The organism is Cupriavidus sp. H39 (assembly GCF_050271075.1).
In the GTDB taxonomy this organism is placed as follows: Bacteria; Pseudomonadota; Gammaproteobacteria; order Burkholderiales; family Burkholderiaceae; genus Cupriavidus; species Cupriavidus necator_B.
Map to the genome: position 1 here is coordinate 1035669 of NZ_CP189846.1, position 15746 is coordinate 1051414.

General features: G+C 67.0%; 13 protein-coding genes. 4 read left to right on the forward strand and 9 right to left on the reverse strand.

Features of this window, described 5'->3' with window-relative positions; translation table 11 throughout:
- Nucleotides 1-8: 8 nt before the first annotated feature.
- The 4 genes from ACOCMH_RS05205 to ACOCMH_RS05220 form a co-directional block, all read right to left on the reverse strand.
- Nucleotides 9-980, reverse strand: a complete 972-nt coding sequence (locus tag ACOCMH_RS05205) for a ferritin-like domain-containing protein (protein ID WP_427308098.1) — start codon at nt 978-980, stop codon at nt 9-11.
- Between the two features lie 91 nt (nt 981-1071).
- Nucleotides 1072-2451, reverse strand: a complete 1380-nt coding sequence (locus ACOCMH_RS05210; RefSeq protein WP_427308099.1) for an amino acid permease — start codon at nt 2449-2451, stop codon at nt 1072-1074.
- Nucleotides 2452-2812: 361 nt separating this feature from the next.
- A complete protein-coding gene (locus tag ACOCMH_RS05215; RefSeq protein WP_427308100.1) occupies nt 2813-3757 on the reverse strand; it encodes a DUF808 domain-containing protein in 945 nt (314 codons plus the stop codon).
- Nucleotides 3758-3945: 188 nt separating this feature from the next.
- Nucleotides 3946-4659, reverse strand: a complete 714-nt coding sequence (locus ACOCMH_RS05220; RefSeq protein ID WP_427308101.1) for a GntR family transcriptional regulator — start codon at nt 4657-4659, stop codon at nt 3946-3948.
- A 138-nt stretch (nt 4660-4797) separates the two neighbouring features.
- Between ACOCMH_RS05220 and ACOCMH_RS05225 the strand changes: the two genes are divergently transcribed.
- The 4 genes from ACOCMH_RS05225 to ACOCMH_RS05240 all read left to right on the forward strand — a co-directional run bounded on the left by ACOCMH_RS05225 (nt 4798) and on the right by ACOCMH_RS05240 (nt 9306).
- Nucleotides 4798-5523: an alpha/beta fold hydrolase gene (locus ACOCMH_RS05225; protein ID WP_427308102.1), complete on the forward strand. Its 726-nt coding sequence runs from the start codon at nt 4798-4800 to the stop codon at nt 5521-5523.
- Nucleotides 5524-5568: 45 nt separating this feature from the next.
- Complete coding sequence (locus ACOCMH_RS05230; protein WP_427308103.1) at nt 5569-6843, forward strand: iron-containing alcohol dehydrogenase; 1275 nt, start codon at nt 5569-5571, stop codon at nt 6841-6843.
- Between the two features lie 148 nt (nt 6844-6991).
- Nucleotides 6992-8371: an MFS transporter gene (locus ACOCMH_RS05235; protein ID WP_427308104.1), complete on the forward strand. Its 1380-nt coding sequence runs from the start codon at nt 6992-6994 to the stop codon at nt 8369-8371.
- 128 nt (nt 8372-8499) lie between these two features.
- Nucleotides 8500-9306: a fatty acid hydroxylase family protein gene (locus tag ACOCMH_RS05240; protein ID WP_427308105.1), complete on the forward strand. Its 807-nt coding sequence runs from the start codon at nt 8500-8502 to the stop codon at nt 9304-9306.
- 33 nt (nt 9307-9339) lie between these two features.
- Here ACOCMH_RS05240 and ACOCMH_RS05245 read toward each other — a convergent pair whose 3' ends face one another.
- The 5 genes from ACOCMH_RS05245 to ACOCMH_RS05265 all read right to left on the reverse strand — a co-directional run bounded on the left by ACOCMH_RS05245 (nt 9340) and on the right by ACOCMH_RS05265 (nt 15395).
- Entirely contained in the window at nt 9340-11196 is a 1857-nt protein-coding gene (locus tag ACOCMH_RS05245; protein WP_427308106.1) for an ABC transporter ATP-binding protein, read from the reverse strand.
- 126 nt (nt 11197-11322) lie between these two features.
- On the reverse strand, nt 11323-12351 hold the full coding sequence (locus ACOCMH_RS05250) for a tripartite tricarboxylate transporter substrate-binding protein (RefSeq protein WP_427308107.1): 1029 nt from the start codon (nt 12349-12351) through the stop codon (nt 11323-11325).
- A 102-nt stretch (nt 12352-12453) separates the two neighbouring features.
- Nucleotides 12454-12807 (reverse strand): DUF4387 domain-containing protein, encoded by a 354-nt coding sequence (locus tag ACOCMH_RS05255; protein ID WP_427308108.1) that lies wholly within the window; start codon nt 12805-12807, stop codon nt 12454-12456.
- Nucleotides 12808-12833: 26 nt separating this feature from the next.
- Nucleotides 12834-14195, reverse strand: coding sequence for an acyclic terpene utilization AtuA family protein (locus ACOCMH_RS05260; RefSeq protein WP_427308109.1), 1362 nt, complete (start codon nt 14193-14195; stop codon nt 12834-12836).
- Between the two features lie 195 nt (nt 14196-14390).
- Nucleotides 14391-15395, reverse strand: coding sequence for a sigma-54 interaction domain-containing protein (locus tag ACOCMH_RS05265; RefSeq protein WP_427308110.1), 1005 nt, complete (start codon nt 15393-15395; stop codon nt 14391-14393).
- Between the last annotated feature and the right edge of the window lie 351 nt (nt 15396-15746).

The following is a 15746-nucleotide window of genomic DNA, read 5'->3' on the forward strand; positions in this document are numbered from 1 at the left end:
GATGGCCCCTATTTCACCAAGCGCCGCGCCAGCCGGGCCAGCCGCGGCACGGTAACGGGGCGCAGCAGGCGCGCGTCGTAGCCGGCCATGCGCCGGTCATTCTCGGCCAGGCACAGCCCGATCATCGCGCCCGGCGTCAGCGCTTCGCCCAGCGCCGCCGAACCGTTCAGGGTGAAGTTGGCATCTTGCGCCACGCCGTCGGCGTCGATGCCGCGGGCGATGCCGAGCCGTTCCCAGACCAGGAAAGCCCATGCCCGCGCTACCTTCAGCGCAAACAGCGGGCGGCGCCACCACGGCAGGTTGCGCCGGTACCACGCGGCCCAGTTGACGAAAAACAGGATATGCCGGCCTTCCTCCTGGATCACCGGCTCGAAGGTCTCGACCAGCTCGGCGGGGAAGAAGCCGGAGCGCCTGGCCGCGGCAAAGAGGCCGAAAGCGAAGAAGCTGTCGATGCACTCGCTGTAGCCCGTGACCAGCCAGCCCCATTCGGGATCGCGCGGCGGCGGGTAGTCCGGCTCCGGCGCCAGCGCGATGCCGTAGGCCTCGACCAGCTTGGACAGCACCACCTTGTGGCGCGCCTCTTCGGCGCCGTCCATTTCCAGCGCGCGGCGCAGCAGCGGGTCGCTGACGGTTTCGGCAAAGGTCTGGACCCGGATCGAGGCGCGCCCCTCGGTCTGCACGGCGATATCCCAGATCGGCAGCGAGGTGACGCGATGCAGCGCCTCCGGCGCCAGCGCCGGCCAGTCGATCACGGCGGGCTTGTAGGGGTTGTGGGTTTGCAGCAGCATGTTGCAGAACAGCTGCAGGTGCCGCGCAGAGCCGATGCGCACCGGCCCGGGGGTGGGGTCGGTCCAGTGGCGCATGGCGTGATCGGCCTGTTCGGCCTGTTCGGGGCTGAGGGCGGTCGCGGCGCAGGCCTGCGCGGCGCTGCCGCGCAACCGCGCCGCAGCCGGATCGGTGGTATCGGACGTCTCGGACATTCGGCCCCCTGGCGATGGATTGCCCGGGGGCCATTGTAGCGAGGCGCGCGGCGCGGCGCACGCCGCCTCGGCGCGCCACGTTGACGCCGGCTCAGGCGCGGTAGCTGACCGGCCCGCGCGAGCGCATGTCGAGCGCGTAATAGCACACCGTCAGCAGCACCAGCCAGCCCGGGCCCACGTACAGCGCCACGCGGGTATCGGGGAACCAGGCCATCAGCGCCACCACCAGCGCCAGGAAGGCCAGCGCGAGATACGAGCCATACGGCCAGAACGGCATGCGGAACGCCAGCGCCTTGCGCGCCGCCGGCGCCAGCCCGCGGCGGAACTGGATCTGGGTAACCAGGATGATGGCCCAGGTCCAGACCGCGCCGAAGGTGGAGATCGCGGTCACCCAGACGAACACCTTCTCCGGCACCAGGTAGTTGAGCAGCACGCCGGCCAGCAGCGCGGCGATCGACACCAGCAGCGCGCGGCGCGGCACGCCGTTGCGATCGACCCTGGCGAAAGCCGCCGGCGCCTGGCCCTGCTGCGCCAGGTTGTACAGCATGCGCCCCGTGCTGAAGATGCCGCCGTTGCACGACGACAGCGCGGCGGTCAGCACCACGAAATTGATGATGCCGGCGGCGGTCTTGATGCCCAGGCGCTCGAAGGTCAGCACGAACGGGCTGCCCTGCGCGCCAATCTCGTTCCACGGGTACAGCGCCAGGATCACGAACAGCGCGCCGACGTAGAAGATCAGGATGCGCCAGAACACGGAGTTGATCGCGTCCGGAATCGACTTCTTCGGATTGCGTGCCTCGCCGGCGGTCAGGCCGATCATCTCGACCCCAAGATAGGCGAACATCACCATCTGCAGCGACATCAGCACGCCCGAGGCGCCATTGGGCATGAAGCCGCCGTGCGCCCACAGGTTCGAGATACCGGTGGCAACGCCGCCGTTGCCGAAGCCGAACACGATCATCGCGCCGCCGCCGAACAGCATCAGCACGATCGTGACGATCTTGATCATCGCGAACCAGAACTCGAACTCGCCATAGGCCTTGACCGCCATCAGGTTGACCGAGCCCATCGCGGCCAGCGCGGCCAGCGCCCAGATCCAGCGCGGCACGTCGGGGAACCACATGCCCATGTAGATCGCCACGGCCGTAATTTCGGCGACGCAGGTCACCAGCCACAGGAACCAGTAGTTCCAGCCAGTCAGGTAGCCCGCCAGCGGGCCCATGTGGTCCTGCGCGTAGCGGCAGAACGAGCCGGCCACGGGGTTGTGCACGGCCATCTCGCCCAGCGCGCGCATGATCAGGAAAATCATCGCGCCGCCTATCAGGTAGGCCAGCATGATGGCGGGGCCGGCCATCTTGATGGCATTGCCCGCGCCCAGGAACAGGCCCACGCCGATGGCCGATCCCAGCGCCATCAGCCGGATATGCCGTTCGCCCAGGCCGCGTTGCAGATGTTCTGCGCTTGCACTCATGTGTCGTTGTCTCCGTGTCATCTGAATGGCCGCGCCGGCCCTTGTGAGGCTGGCGCGGGCTGCGGATTTTCACGTTTGCATGGGGCCGTGGGTGAGGCCGGATTGCGGACTGCGGCGAGCAATCCGCAAGGGCGCCGCTGACAGGCGTCGCGATCGATCGCCCGCCGGTTGGGCGCTGCAAACGGAAAATAGCGGGCAGGTTAATCAGATCGGAGGGACATTTGTTGCTGAATTCGATAGGGAATTCAGAAAAAAATGCTGGTTGCGCGCGCGGGTCTACGTGGCGCGCAATCTCCTGCCCGGCTGCGCGGCGATGCGTGGGGGTCGGGAACCCCCCGCTGGGGAGCTCCCCTTGCCGCGTCTAGCGTGCCGAAGGGCGCAACGCTCGCATGCCGGCCTTTACCACGCTGACCACAGCCAGCACCAGCGCGCCGGCGACGATGCCGGCCAGGCCATCAATCAGCACCGGGGCCAGCACCGCCAGCACGCCGCCGATGGCCGGCACCGCTGCCACGGCCAGGGCCGCGGCTTCGGTCAGGTGGTGCATGGCCGGGATGCCATGCATCAGGATGCCGCCGCCCACCAGGAACATCGCTGCCGTGCCGACAACCGACAGGGTTTTCATCAGCAACGGTGCCAGCCGAAGCAAGCCCCGGCCCAGCCAGCTGAGCGCGGCGGACGACCGCTGGCTGAGATAAAGCCCGGCGTCATCGAGCTTCACGATGCCAGCCACCAGGCCATAGACGCCGACGGTCATGATGACCGCGATCGCGCACAGGACCGCGAGCCGCTGGCCGAAGGGCGCGTTGGCGACGGTGCCCAGCGAGATCACGATGATTTCCGCCGAAAGAATGAAGTCGGTGCGGACCGCGCCCTTGATCTTCTCATTCTCGAAAGCTACCACGTCGACGACGGCGTCCGACATGGCCTGGATTTCACGGGCGTGATGGGCGGCGTCCTCGGCCTTGCTATGCAGGAACCGGTGGGCCAGTTTTTCAAAGCCTTCGTAGCAAAGGAACGCGCCCCCTACCATCAGCAACGGCACCACGGCCCAGGGCGCCCAGGCGCTGATCGCCAGCGCCGCCGGCACCAGGATCACCTTGTTGCGCATCGACCCCAGCGCGACCGCCCATACCACCGGCAGCTCGCGCTCCGCCCTGACGCCGCTGACCTGCTGCGCATTCAACGCCAGGTCGTCGCCGAGCACGCCCGCGGTCTTCTTGGCCGCCATTTTGCTCATCATGGCGACATCGTCCAGGATGGTGGCGATGTCGTCGATCAATACCAGCAAGCTTGAGCCGGCCATGTCAGGACCTCCGCGCGCGGCAAGGCTGCCGCTCATGCAGCGAATTTGTCATTCGGTGATGCTCCTCGATGCTAGCCGGCGAGATTGTAAAACAGGGCACCAGGTCCGCACCGGCAGGCCTCTCGGCCTGGATACCGCTTGCGTACGGCATGGCGCGGGCAGGCTGATCACGGTGCCCCCCAGGCGGCCTAACGATAGTCGCCCAGGACCGTGGCCCGCGTGAACTCCTCGATATTGTCCAGCAGCGCGTCGAGCGCAGCGCCGGCGCCGTCGACTTCGCCGCGCGCGATAGCCGAGGCCACGGCGGCGTGCAGCTTCGACATGGTGGGCAGGTCCGCGGCTTCCTTGTAGTGCAGGTACCAGAACCGGCGCGACAGGCCGTGCATCAGCCGCATGGCGCCGTCGGCGAATTCATTGCGCGCCGCCACCAGGCAGAGCTCGTTGAATTCACGATCGGCGCGGACGAACGCGACATCGTCGCCGTTGCGTGACGACTGTTCGAACTCCTTGGCCAGCCGCTTGAAGTGATTGCGCTGTTCGGGCGTGGCGCGCCGCGCGGCGCTGCGGCAGATCAGGCGTTCCACCTCGCGGCGGGTCTCCAGCAGGCGCAGCTGCTTGCCGACGTCGATCGGCGCGATCAGCAAGCCGCGCTGCGGCAGCACCATGATCAGGTGCTCGCGCGCCAGCCGCTGGATCGCTTCGCGAATCGGCGTGCGCCCGATCCCCGTCATTTCGCTCAGCTGCAGCTCGGATACCGAGCTGCCCGGCGCCAGCTGCAGCGTCACGATGGCTTCCTCGATCTGCTCGTAGGCCAGGTCGGTCAGCTTGCCGCGCTGGCTGGCAGGCTCTTCAGGCTCGGGTGCCGCCGTGGCGCGCGGGCGGGTGGCAGTTCTTGCGTTCATGGCCAAGGGTCTGGAAGCATGGAAAGTCCATTGTATATGAGCCGTACGCAGCTTTTGTACACAGCGCCTTGCAAGCTTGCGCACGCGCTGTTTTCTGCTACTATGCGACTAATATATTAGATGTGTGCCGGAGATGGGATGACGGACGATGATGTATTGATCACAGGGCGCGGGCCGGTGACAGTGGTCGCCATGCACGGCATCCAGGGTACGCGCGGCGCGTGGATGCCGTTGGCCGAGCTACTGGACGATCGGTGCACCTTCGTCCTGCCCAACCTGCCCGGGCGCGGCAAGGCGATGCCACCAGCCGACCCGCAGGCTTGCTCGCTCGAGGCCTGCGCCGAGGTGTTGCGCCGCACGCTTTGCACCTGCGTGCGCGGCCCGTTCGTGCTGGCCGGATGGAGCATGGGCGTTTCCGTGGCGCTGGCCTATCTTGCCGGTGTCCGCAAGCACCCCGGCCAGCCGGTGCCTGCAGAGCTGCTGCTGGTCTCGGGGACGCCGCAGCTGAACGCGGTGCAATGGTTCGCGCCCGCGCCACCCGGGGCGTTGCTGGCAGCCATTGCCATGCGTGAAAGGCGGCTGGGGCTGCGCGAGGCAGCGGACCATCGCACCGTGGCGTGGACCTGGCAATCGATCCGCCACACCGACCAGCGTGGCACGCTCGGGCAGGTGCGTTGCCGGACGCTCGTGATCCACGGCAGCGACGACCAGGATTGCCCGCTTGCCCACGGCGAGAGGCTGGCAAACGGCATTGCGGATGCCGAACTGCTGGTGCTCCACGGCGCGGGCCATGGCGTGCTGACGCAACGCACGCCGGAGATCGCCAGCCACCTGCGGGCGCGCTGGCGCGCGCAGCTGGCATAGCCGCGCACCCCCCATCCCCATCAGCCACCCCCCACAGGAGACAGCATGAGAGTGGAAGACCTCGTATATTTTTGCGCCCCGGCGCGGCTGGTCATGGGCGCGGGCTGCCGTGCCCAGCTTCCCGCGCTGCTGCGCCGGCTCGGCTATCGCCGCGGCCTGTTGGTGACGGACACGTTCTTCACCGGCGCCACGCCGTGGGTCGACGAACTCGTCGCTGGCGCCCGCGCGCATGACGTGGAGCTGCTGGTTTATGACGGCGGCATGCCCGATCCCACCACCACGTTGTGCGATTTGGCCACGGCGGCACTGCGCGAACGGCTGGGCGGCCAGCCGGTGGACCACGTCATCGCGCTCGGCGGCGGCAGCAATATCGACCTGGCCAAGGCGCTGTGCCTGACCCTGCCCGGCGGCAGGCCCGTGCACGCGTTCCTTGGCAGTATCGACGCCGGTACGCCCATGCTGCCGCTGATCGCCATGCCCACCACGGCCGGCACGGGCTCGGAGGCAACGCCCGGCGCGATCCTGCTCGATCCGGACAACGCCACCAAGGTGGCGGTCATGGACAACCGGCTGCGCCCCGCCGTGGCGCTGGTCGATCCCGAATTCACCTATACCTGTCCGCCGCGGGTCACTGCGGATGCGGGCATCGATGCGCTGACCCATGCGATCGAGTCCTACATGACACTCGATTCCGCGAGCTTCGATCGCGGCGGCGAACCAGACCCGGGCTACAGTGGCCGCAACGCGCTGACGATGCTGTTCGCGCACGAATCGATCCGCTTGTGCGGCCGATACCTGCTGCGCAGCTACCTGGAAGGCAGCGACCGCGAAGCGCGCATCGGCATGAGCTACGCCAGCACCTATGCGGCGCTGTCCTACGGCAGCGCGGGACTCAACGCCGTGCATGGCATTGCCTACGCCGTCGCCGGCCAGACGCACCTGTCGCATGGCACCACCAACGCGGTGATGCTGCCATATGTGCTCGATGCGCTGGGCGACGTGCGCCGCGACGAGTTGCTGGCCATTGCCCGCCTGCTGGACATCGCTGAGGCCGATCCCGATATCGCGGTGGCACGGGTGCCCGGGGCGCTGCGCGACCTGGTGGCGTCCGTCGGACTGCCCACCACCCTCCAGGCTTGCGGCATCGAACCGGGCGACCTCGACGCGCTGGTGCGCGATGCGCTGGCGGTCACGCGGCTGGCCAAAGCCTTCCCGGTGCGGGACGTTGCCGCGCGCTACGACGCCATTGTCCGCAATGCGTGGGCGGGCATGCTATCCGCTGAAGCGCGCGCACCGGGGCCACAGCGCCGGGTGGCTTAGGGCGCGGGCGGCGCGCATTCCCGGCGCGTTTGCCCTGGCCGCCACTTGGCCTGGCGGTAAACCATTACTTGAACATCAGCAATGTGCAACTAATATATTACTAAAGCGCGCCGCCACAGAGCGCGTCTCATTGACACAGGAGACAACCATGGATATGTCTGCAGGCGCCCTCAAGCTGGAAGCGGGTATCGCGGCGCGGCTGGAACGATTGCCGATGACCGGCTACCAGCGCTCGCTGTTCGGCATCATCGCCACGGCGTGGTTTTTCGATTCGATGGATCTGGGCCTGATGACCTTCGTGCTGGGCTCGATCAAGGCCGAATTCGGCCTGAGCGCGGCGCAGGCCGGCCTGCTGGCCAGCTCAAGCTTCCTCGGCATGTTCCTGGGCGCCGCGATCGCCGGCCTGCTGGCGGACCGCTTCGGCCGCAAGCCGGTGTTCCAGGTCAGCATGATCTTCTGGGGCGTGGGCAGCCTGATGTGCGGGCTGGCTGACAGCGTGACGTCGCTGATGATCTATCGCGTGCTGCTCGGCTTCGGCATGGGCATGGAGTTTCCGATCGGCCTGTCGATGGTATCGGAGATCGTGCCCGCGAAGAGCCGCGGCAGGTATGTCGCGATCCTGGAGGGCTTCTGGCCGATCGGCTTTATCGTGGCCGGCGCGCTGACCTACCTGCTGCTGCCGGTGATCGGCTGGCGCGGCATCTTTATCGCGCTGGCGGTGCCGGCGGTGTTCGTGTTCGTGGTGCGGCGCATGGTGCCCGAGTCGCCGCGCTGGCTGGAGGACGTCGGGCGCAAGTCCGAGGCCGACACGGTCATGGCCGGCATCGAGCAGCGCGTGGAACGCGCCTCGGGCCGTCCGCTGCCGGCGGTGTCCGCCACCTTCGGCGGCACCCAGGCGCCGAGCCGCAAGGCGCGCTTCATGGAACTGTGGAGCGGTCCCTATGCGCGCCGCACCGTCATGCTGTGGTCGGTCTGGTTCTTTGCGCTGCTGGGCTACTACGGGCTGACCACCTGGCTGGGTGCGCTGCTGCAGCAGGCCGGCTATGCCGTCACCAAGTCCGTGCTCTACACGGTCTATATCTCGCTGGCCGGCATCCCCGGGTTCATCTTCTCGGCATGGCTGCTGGAAAAGTGGGGCCGCAAGCCCACCTGCGCGCTGATGCTGGTCGGCAGCGCCGTGGCCGCGTATGCCTACGGCCAGGCGGCCGTGCACAGGTTGCCGGTGGAGCAGTTGATCGCCGCGGGCTTGTGCATGCAGTTTTTCCTGTTCGGCATGTGGTCCGTGCTCTATGCCTATACGCCGGAGCTGTACCCCACGCGTTCGCGCGCGACTGGCTCCGGCTTTGCCTCATCGGTCGGCCGCATCGGCTCGCTGGCCGGGCCCTACCTGGTCGGCGTGCTGCTGCCGGTGGCGGGACAGGGCGGCGTCTTCACGCTTGGCGCCTTGTCCTTTGCGGTGGCCGCGGCTGTGGTGCTGCTGCTGGGCGTCGAAACCCGCGGCAAGGCGCTGGAGGAAGTCTCGCATTGACGGTTTGATCGCGCGGCGTCCAGCCGCGCCTGCATTGGCGCCCCTGGCCCCAGGGGCATTTTTTGGGTCGACGCACTTTTATATCCAACTGATATGTTAGTGCGGCGCAAGTTTTCGGAGACGCAATCATGATGACGGAACGTCAACGCAAGTTCAGGGAGCAATACCAGGCGGATATCAGCCCGCTCTACAACGGCTTGCTGCATATCGCAGTGATCTACGGCGTCGGCACCGGCGCGCTGTGGTGGGCCATCCAGCGGCTGCACAACGTGACCTGGGAGTGGGCGCTGATCCTGCCGGTATTCCTGGCGGGCAATTTCGTGGAGTGGTTCCTGCACAGCTATGTCATGCACCGCCGCATCAACGTCTTTGCGCTGCGCGCGATCTATGAGCGCCACACGCGCCAGCACCACCAGTACTTCACCGACCAGGAGCCCACCATCGATACCACGCGCGAATTCCGCATCGTGTTCTTCCCGTGGCGCGTACTGGCGACGCTTGGCGTGGGCGGCGGCGGGCTGGGCTACCTGGCATCGCTGACCTTCAATGCCAACGCCGGCTACTTTGTCTTCATCACGATGGTGGCGCAGTACCTGATCTACGAGACCTTTCACTATTGCTGCCATGTGCACGACAACTGGTTCGTGCGCAACATGCCCTTCATCAACACGATCCGGCGCCACCACACCGCGCATCACAACATGGGCATCATGATGAAGTACAACATGAACCTCACGTTCCCGATCGCCGACTACATCATGGGGACTTCCGACCTGCGCCGCGGCCTGCTCGGGCACCTGTTCAACGGATACAGCGAAGCGCACGTCAAGGAAGAACTGAAGCCGATCATCCGGAAATTCCGCACCGACCATTCGCGCGTGACGCTGGATGGCCCCGTGCTCGATGAAGAGGAGCGCCGGGCGATGGCCGCCTAGCCGGGCGTGCGTTCCTGAGCGTGGCCTGCCGCGCTACTGCACCGAGTCGGCCACCTCGTCCTGCTCTTCACCCAGGAAGCCGCCACTCTGGTGTCGCCACAGCCGCGCATAGGTGCCGTTCTTCGCCAGCAATGCGGCGTGTGTCCCCTGTTCGATGATGCGCCCCTGGTCCATCACGATGAGGCGGTCCATGGCGGCAATGGTCGAAAGACGGTGGGCGATCGCGATCACGGTCTTGCCCTCCATCATTTCGTCGAGGCTTTCCTGGATGGCGGCCTCGACTTCGGAGTCCAGGGCACTGGTGGCTTCGTCCAGCAGCAGGATCGGCGCGTTCTTGAGCATGACGCGGGCAATCGCGATGCGCTGGCGCTGGCCGCCCGAGAGTTTGACGCCGCGTTCGCCGACCAGCGTGTCGTAGCCGGAGTGGCCATGCTGGTCGCTCAACTGGCGGATGAAGTCATCGGCCTGGGCATGCACGGCGGCGTGGCGGATCTGCGCGTCGGTGGCGGTGGGGCGGCCGTAGGCGATGTTGTCGCGGATCGAGCGATGGAGCAACGAGGTGTCCTGGGTGACCATGCCGATGGCGCTGCGCAGGCTGTCCTGCGTGACCCCGGCGATGTCCTGCCCGTCGATGCGGATCTGGCCGCTGTCCACGTCGTAGAAGCGCAGCAGCAGGTTGATCAGCGTGGACTTGCCCGCGCCGGAGCGGCCCACCAGCCCGATTTTCTCGCCGGGACGCACGGTCAGGCTGAGGCCGTCGAGGACCTGGCGTTCGCCGTTGTAGTTGAAGCAGACCTGGTCGAATTCCACTTCGCCGCGCTTGACCTGCAGCGCGGGCGCGCCCGGCGCGTCCTGCACCTTGGCCACGTGCGTCAGGGTGGCGATGCCGTCCTGCACCGTGCCGATATTCTCGAACAGCGAAGCCATCTGCCACATGATCCAGTGCGACATGCCATTGATGCGCAGGGCCATGGCGGTGACCGCGGCCACCGCGCCGGTGCCGATCTCGGCCCCATGCCACAGCCACAGCGCATAGCCGCCCGCCGCCAGGATCAATCCCGCCACCAGGGCCTGGTTGACGATCTCGAACTGGCTGACGAGGCGCATCTGCCGGAACCCCGTTTCCTTGAAATCCTCCATCGCCGCGCGCGCGAAGTGCGCCTCGCGCCGGGTATGCGAGAACAGCTTGACGGTGGTGATGTTGGTGTAGGCGTCGGTGACGCGTCCGGTCATCGACGAGCGCGCATGGGCCTGCTCCTGCCCGACCTGGCCCAGCCGCGGCACGAAATACAGCATGGCCAGGCCGAACAGCACGATCCAGCCGATGAAGGGCAGCATCAGCCGGCCATCGAAGCCGCCTGCCAGCGCGATGATGGTGATGAAGTACACGCCGATGGCGAGCACGATCTCGATGAAGGTGAACAGCACCTCGCGCACCGCCAGCGCGGTCTGCATGACCTTGGTGGTGACCCGCCCGGCGAACTCGTCGGAAAAGAAGGACAGGCTCTGCCTGAGCATGAGCCGGTGGAAGTCCCAGCGCAGCCGCAGCGGCAGGTTGATCGCCAGCACCTGGTGCTGCACCATGGTGCGCAGCGCCACTAGGCCGATGCTGGCCACCAGCACGATGCCGATGCCCCACAGCACGCGCCGTTCCTGTGCCGAAGCCTGCCGGCCAGCCTGCCAGGCCGAGAGCAAGTCCACCACTTGGCCGAGGAAGGCGAACAGCCACGCCTCGTAGATCGACACGCTGGCACTGAGCAGCGCCAGCGCGACGAAATAGCGGCGTGTGCCGCGGGTGCAGGCCCACAGGAAGGCCGCCAGGCCCTTGGGCGGTGGCGGCGCCTCGTCGGGTGGGAAGGGATCAAGCAGACGTTCGAACGCGCGCAGCAAGGGGACCTCCGAAACGACAGAAGGACCGCCACTGAGCCGGCATGCGGCGGACCTGACGGCCTTCTTCGGTGTGAGGCGCAGATTCTACCCCCGCAAGCGCGGCGGTGCAGGGCGCGGGCGCAGCGCCTATTCCGCGACGATCTTGCGTTCCACGGCGATGCGCTTCCACTGCGCAAGGTCCTGCTTCATGCGGGCGCCGAATTCCGCGGGCGTCGCGGCCAACGGACGCGACCCGTCCGGCTCCAGGATCGTGCGCACTTCCGCGGATGCGGCAATCTCCGCGATCTCGCGATTGAGCCGCTGCACCAGCGCGGCGGGCGCACCCGCCGGCGCCAGCACGCCGACCCAGATCTCGATGCCATAGCCCGGCACCGAGGCGGCCAATGGCGGCAAATCCGGAAACGCAGGATTCGGCGCAGCGGAGGTCACCGCCAGCGGTTTGACCTTGCCGGACTTGATCTGTGTGGCGATGGAACTGTAGTTCGACATCATCACGTCGATCTGCCCGGCGGCCAGGTCGATCAGCGCGTTGGCGGCGCCCTTGTAAGGCACGTGCATCATCTGGACCTTCGAGGTGTCGCACAGCAGTTCCGTGGCGAGCTGGCCGAGCGAACCCACCCCGGCCGAGCCATAGCTGATGGCTCCGGGCCTGGCCCGCGCCGCGGCAATCAGATCGGCCGGGGTGCGGATCGACCGGGATGCGGCGCTGGTCGACGACACCGCGAGCAGCAGCGGACCGTCGGCGACCAGCGCGACCGGTGCGAACGCGGTCAGCGGGTCATACGGCGAGCGCGCCTGCGTGGCCGCCGCGGTCAGCAGGGTCGACGACGTCAGCAGCAGCACGGAACCGTCGCGCGGCCCCTTGGCCACGTAGTCCGCGCCCAGCACGCCCGCGACACCGGGACGGTTCTCCACGATGACGGTGTTGCCCAGGCGCCTGGCCAGGGCCGGCGCGATCGCGCGGGCGATCACGTCGTTGCTGGCGCCCGCCGAAAACGGCACCACGATCCGCATCAGCGGCGGCACCGCGGCCGCATGCTCGGCCGGCGCAGCGGTTGCGGACAGTGGCGAGGCGGCCAGCACGGCCGCGGTCATCGCTGCGGGCAGGCGGCGTGCCAGCCGGCGCCAGGTACGCTTGAAAAGGGTCTTGTCCATACGTCTTCCCGAACTCGTCGTAGTGCAAGGCAGCGGGCAACGCTGCGGAAGCGGCTGGCGCGGCCCGGACCGATCCGGGCCACGCCAGGCCGCGCGGAGGCATCAGGCCGGGATTTCCAGCGTCAGCAGCGGCGCATACTGCTGCGCCCCGAAGATGTCGCCATCGCCCGCGCTGCCGCTGGGCTGCGCGCGGTACATGGTGAACTTGATGGCGAAGGCCGGCTCGTACTCGACGAAATCCGAGATGCGCGCCACCGGCACGCGGAACAACGCGGCCATGCTTTCGCGGGTCAGCACGCGGGACCGCTTGACCCGTTCATATTCGGCCTGCTCGCGGAAAATGATGTCGAACGTGATCTTGTTGACCCCGGCGTTCTTGCTGCGGATGGTCTTGGCGAGCGCGTGCAGCGGCTGCGTCGGCGCCGCGGCGGGAGAAGAGGAATTGGCAATGGTCATGGTGGTGTCCCTGGCAACGGGGCGCATCAAACGCCGGCTTCGACGATATGGGTGGGGAACAGCGCGAGCGGGTCGCGCAGGGCCATGGTGTGGTTCAGCGTCCAGCGATAGGCGGGGCTGGCGTGCAGCACCTCGTCCAGCGGGAACGACACCGAGCCGGCGGTGCCCTTCACATCCGGCAGCCGCGCGTAGAACATCTGGCGCAGGCCGATCATCGCGACTTCCTCGGCCATGGCGCGGGTGGGTGCCACGCCTTGCACCATCACGCAAAGTTCGTGGCCGGGGCGGTCGCGCAGCGGCTCCAGTTCGCCCATCACCCCGTCGCGCCCATAAACGTTGTAGTGCAGTGCATAGCCGGTGTCGCCGAAGCGCGCGCGCACCTGCTCGCGCGCCCACGCAATGACGCGGTCCACGTTGGCAATGGTGTACGGGTCGCGGATGCCGCACAGGCCGACGTAGCGCTCGCCGACCTTGCCCGAGCCCTCCAGCTTGACGCGCACCTGTGACGCGGGCTCGAAGCGGGCGCCGGTGATGCGCGTGGTGCGCGGATCGATCTGCTCGTAGCGGCACTGGCTCATGTCGAGCCTGCCGCCGGCGACGAATTCCTCGAACGGATTGGAGCGCTCGTACATGGCATGTCCGGCCACCGAGGCAATGGTGCAGCGCTGCTCGGGATGCATGGCAGTCACGCGGACGTCGCCATGCGTGATTTCGCCCAGCACGGTCTCCTTGCCGCCGTACGGCTCCGCGCAGAACGAAGCGCACTCCAGCACCTTGCCCAGGTAATAGGCATGATCGGCGGCAAAGCCGTGGTGCAGCGCCGGTGCGGCGAACACTGCGGCATCGGAGCTGCGGCCGCCGATGATGACGTCGACGCCTTGGCGCAGCAGTTCCAGGTACGGGTGCACGCCTGCCATGGCGACGATGCGGTCGGTGGCATCCAGTTCCGGCAGCGTCAGGTCGGCAAAGCCGTCGAGGCCGCGGATGGCTTCCCCGGCGCCCAGCTGTTCCCGCACCAGCGACTTCGGCACCTCGGAATAGAAATAACCGATGCGGAACCGCGGCAGGCCATGCCGTTGCGCGATGTCGCGCAGGATATCCACATAGAGGTCGACGCGACTGTTGGTGCCGGTATCGCCGGCCGAACCGATGATCATCGGCACGCCCAGCCGCCGCGACGCCAGCAGCATGTGCTCGAGGTCATGGCGCTGCCACGCTTCGGGACTGGTGGAGGTATCCGAGCCGAGCGGCACCGGGCCGACATCATCGCTGCCCGAATCGGCCGCGATGTAGTCCGGCGCAGCGGCCACGCCGATCTCGAAACTGCCCGTGCGCAGCGGGGCAAAGCCGAGATGGCCATTGGGGCAAATGATCTTCAGCGACTGCATTCAACATTCTCCGGTTAGGTGTCGCTTCGTTAAAGCGAGACACGCGACACCCAATACGCAGAAGCTGTGCCAGCCGGACGATGGCGAAATTTCCCTTGAGGATCAAGGGCTTGTGAAAACAGGAAGAGGCGCTGCGCGAATTTCACGCGTCAGGGCAGCGCGCATTTCACGCTCTTGCGCGAGATACGCGCGGCATCAGCCGGAAGGCAGTCCCAGCTTGCTCATCTGGTGCCGCAACGCATGGCGGCTGAGTCCGAGCCGGCGCGCGGCCTCGGCCAGATTGCCGCCGCAGGCCGACACCACCTGTTCGATCAATCCCGCCTGGAAGCGCGCCGTGGCGGTGTAGTAGTCCAGCGAGCCGACCGGCGCTTCGCTTGCTGGCGGCGCGGCAGCCATGGGGGCGGCGCTGGTCGGAGTCGCCGCGACGTCCGGTTCGCGCAGGATCCGCGCCGGCAGGTGTGCCGGCACCACGCAGTGGCCTGGCTCAAGCAGGCAGATGCGCTCCAGCAGGTTCTCCAGTTCCCGCACATTGCCGGGCCAGCGGTACGCACGGAAGATGCGTTCGACTTCGGGGTCGATCCGCTCCATCCGGCTGCCGTACTGGCGGTTGTAGCGCTGCAGCGCATGGTGCGCGAGCAGCAGGATGTCGTCGCCGCGCTCGCGCAAGGGCGGGATATTGATCGAGATGACCTGCAGCCGGTAGTACAGGTCCTCGCGGAACTTGCCGGCATTGACTTCGCTGAGCAGGATCTTGTTGGTGGCGGCGATAAAGCGCACGTCGACGCTGATCGGCCGGATCGCGCCCACGCGGCGAAAGCGCCGGGTATCCAGCAGCGTCAGCAGCTTGGACTGCATCACCAGATCCAGTTCGCGTACCTCATCCAGGAACACCGTGCCGCCATTGCCGGCCTCGATCAGCCCTTCCTTCTTGCCCACTGCACCGGTGAACGCACCGCGTTCATGGCCGAACAACTCGGACTCCAGCAACTGGCTTGGAATTGCCGCGCAATTGATGTCGATGAACTCTGCCGCCGCGCGGCTGGATTGCTGGTGCAGCATGCGCGCCACCAGGCTCTTGCCGGTGCCGGTTTCACCGTAAAGCAGGACGGTGCGGGCCTGGCTTCTTGCCACGCGTGCAACCAGGTCGCGCAAGGCGGCGACCGACGGATGGTTTCCGACGAGTTCCAGGGGGGCAGTCATTGCGAACGAGTGAACGACGATCAGGGGAGTGCGCGATCCATCAGAATCGCAACGCTTGCGCAAAATTCTAAACGAGCCGTCAGGGGTGGCCGCGTGGTGATGGCATGCGCCGGGCACGCTCTGCGCGCACGCAAACCGCGCAGGCACTGAATTCTGACATTAGCGTTTTTTAATCCGCGGCACGCTGCCACCGCGCTTTGCGGGGGCTGCACCGGCTTTTGTCCATGCACTGCTTACGAAATGCGCCAAATCCTCTATGCTGTAACCGGATGGTGGTGCGGACTTGCGCGCTCGGGCGCATCGGCATGACCACCCTGGATGGCTGGAGCCCGCGGCAGGATTGCGGGCGTC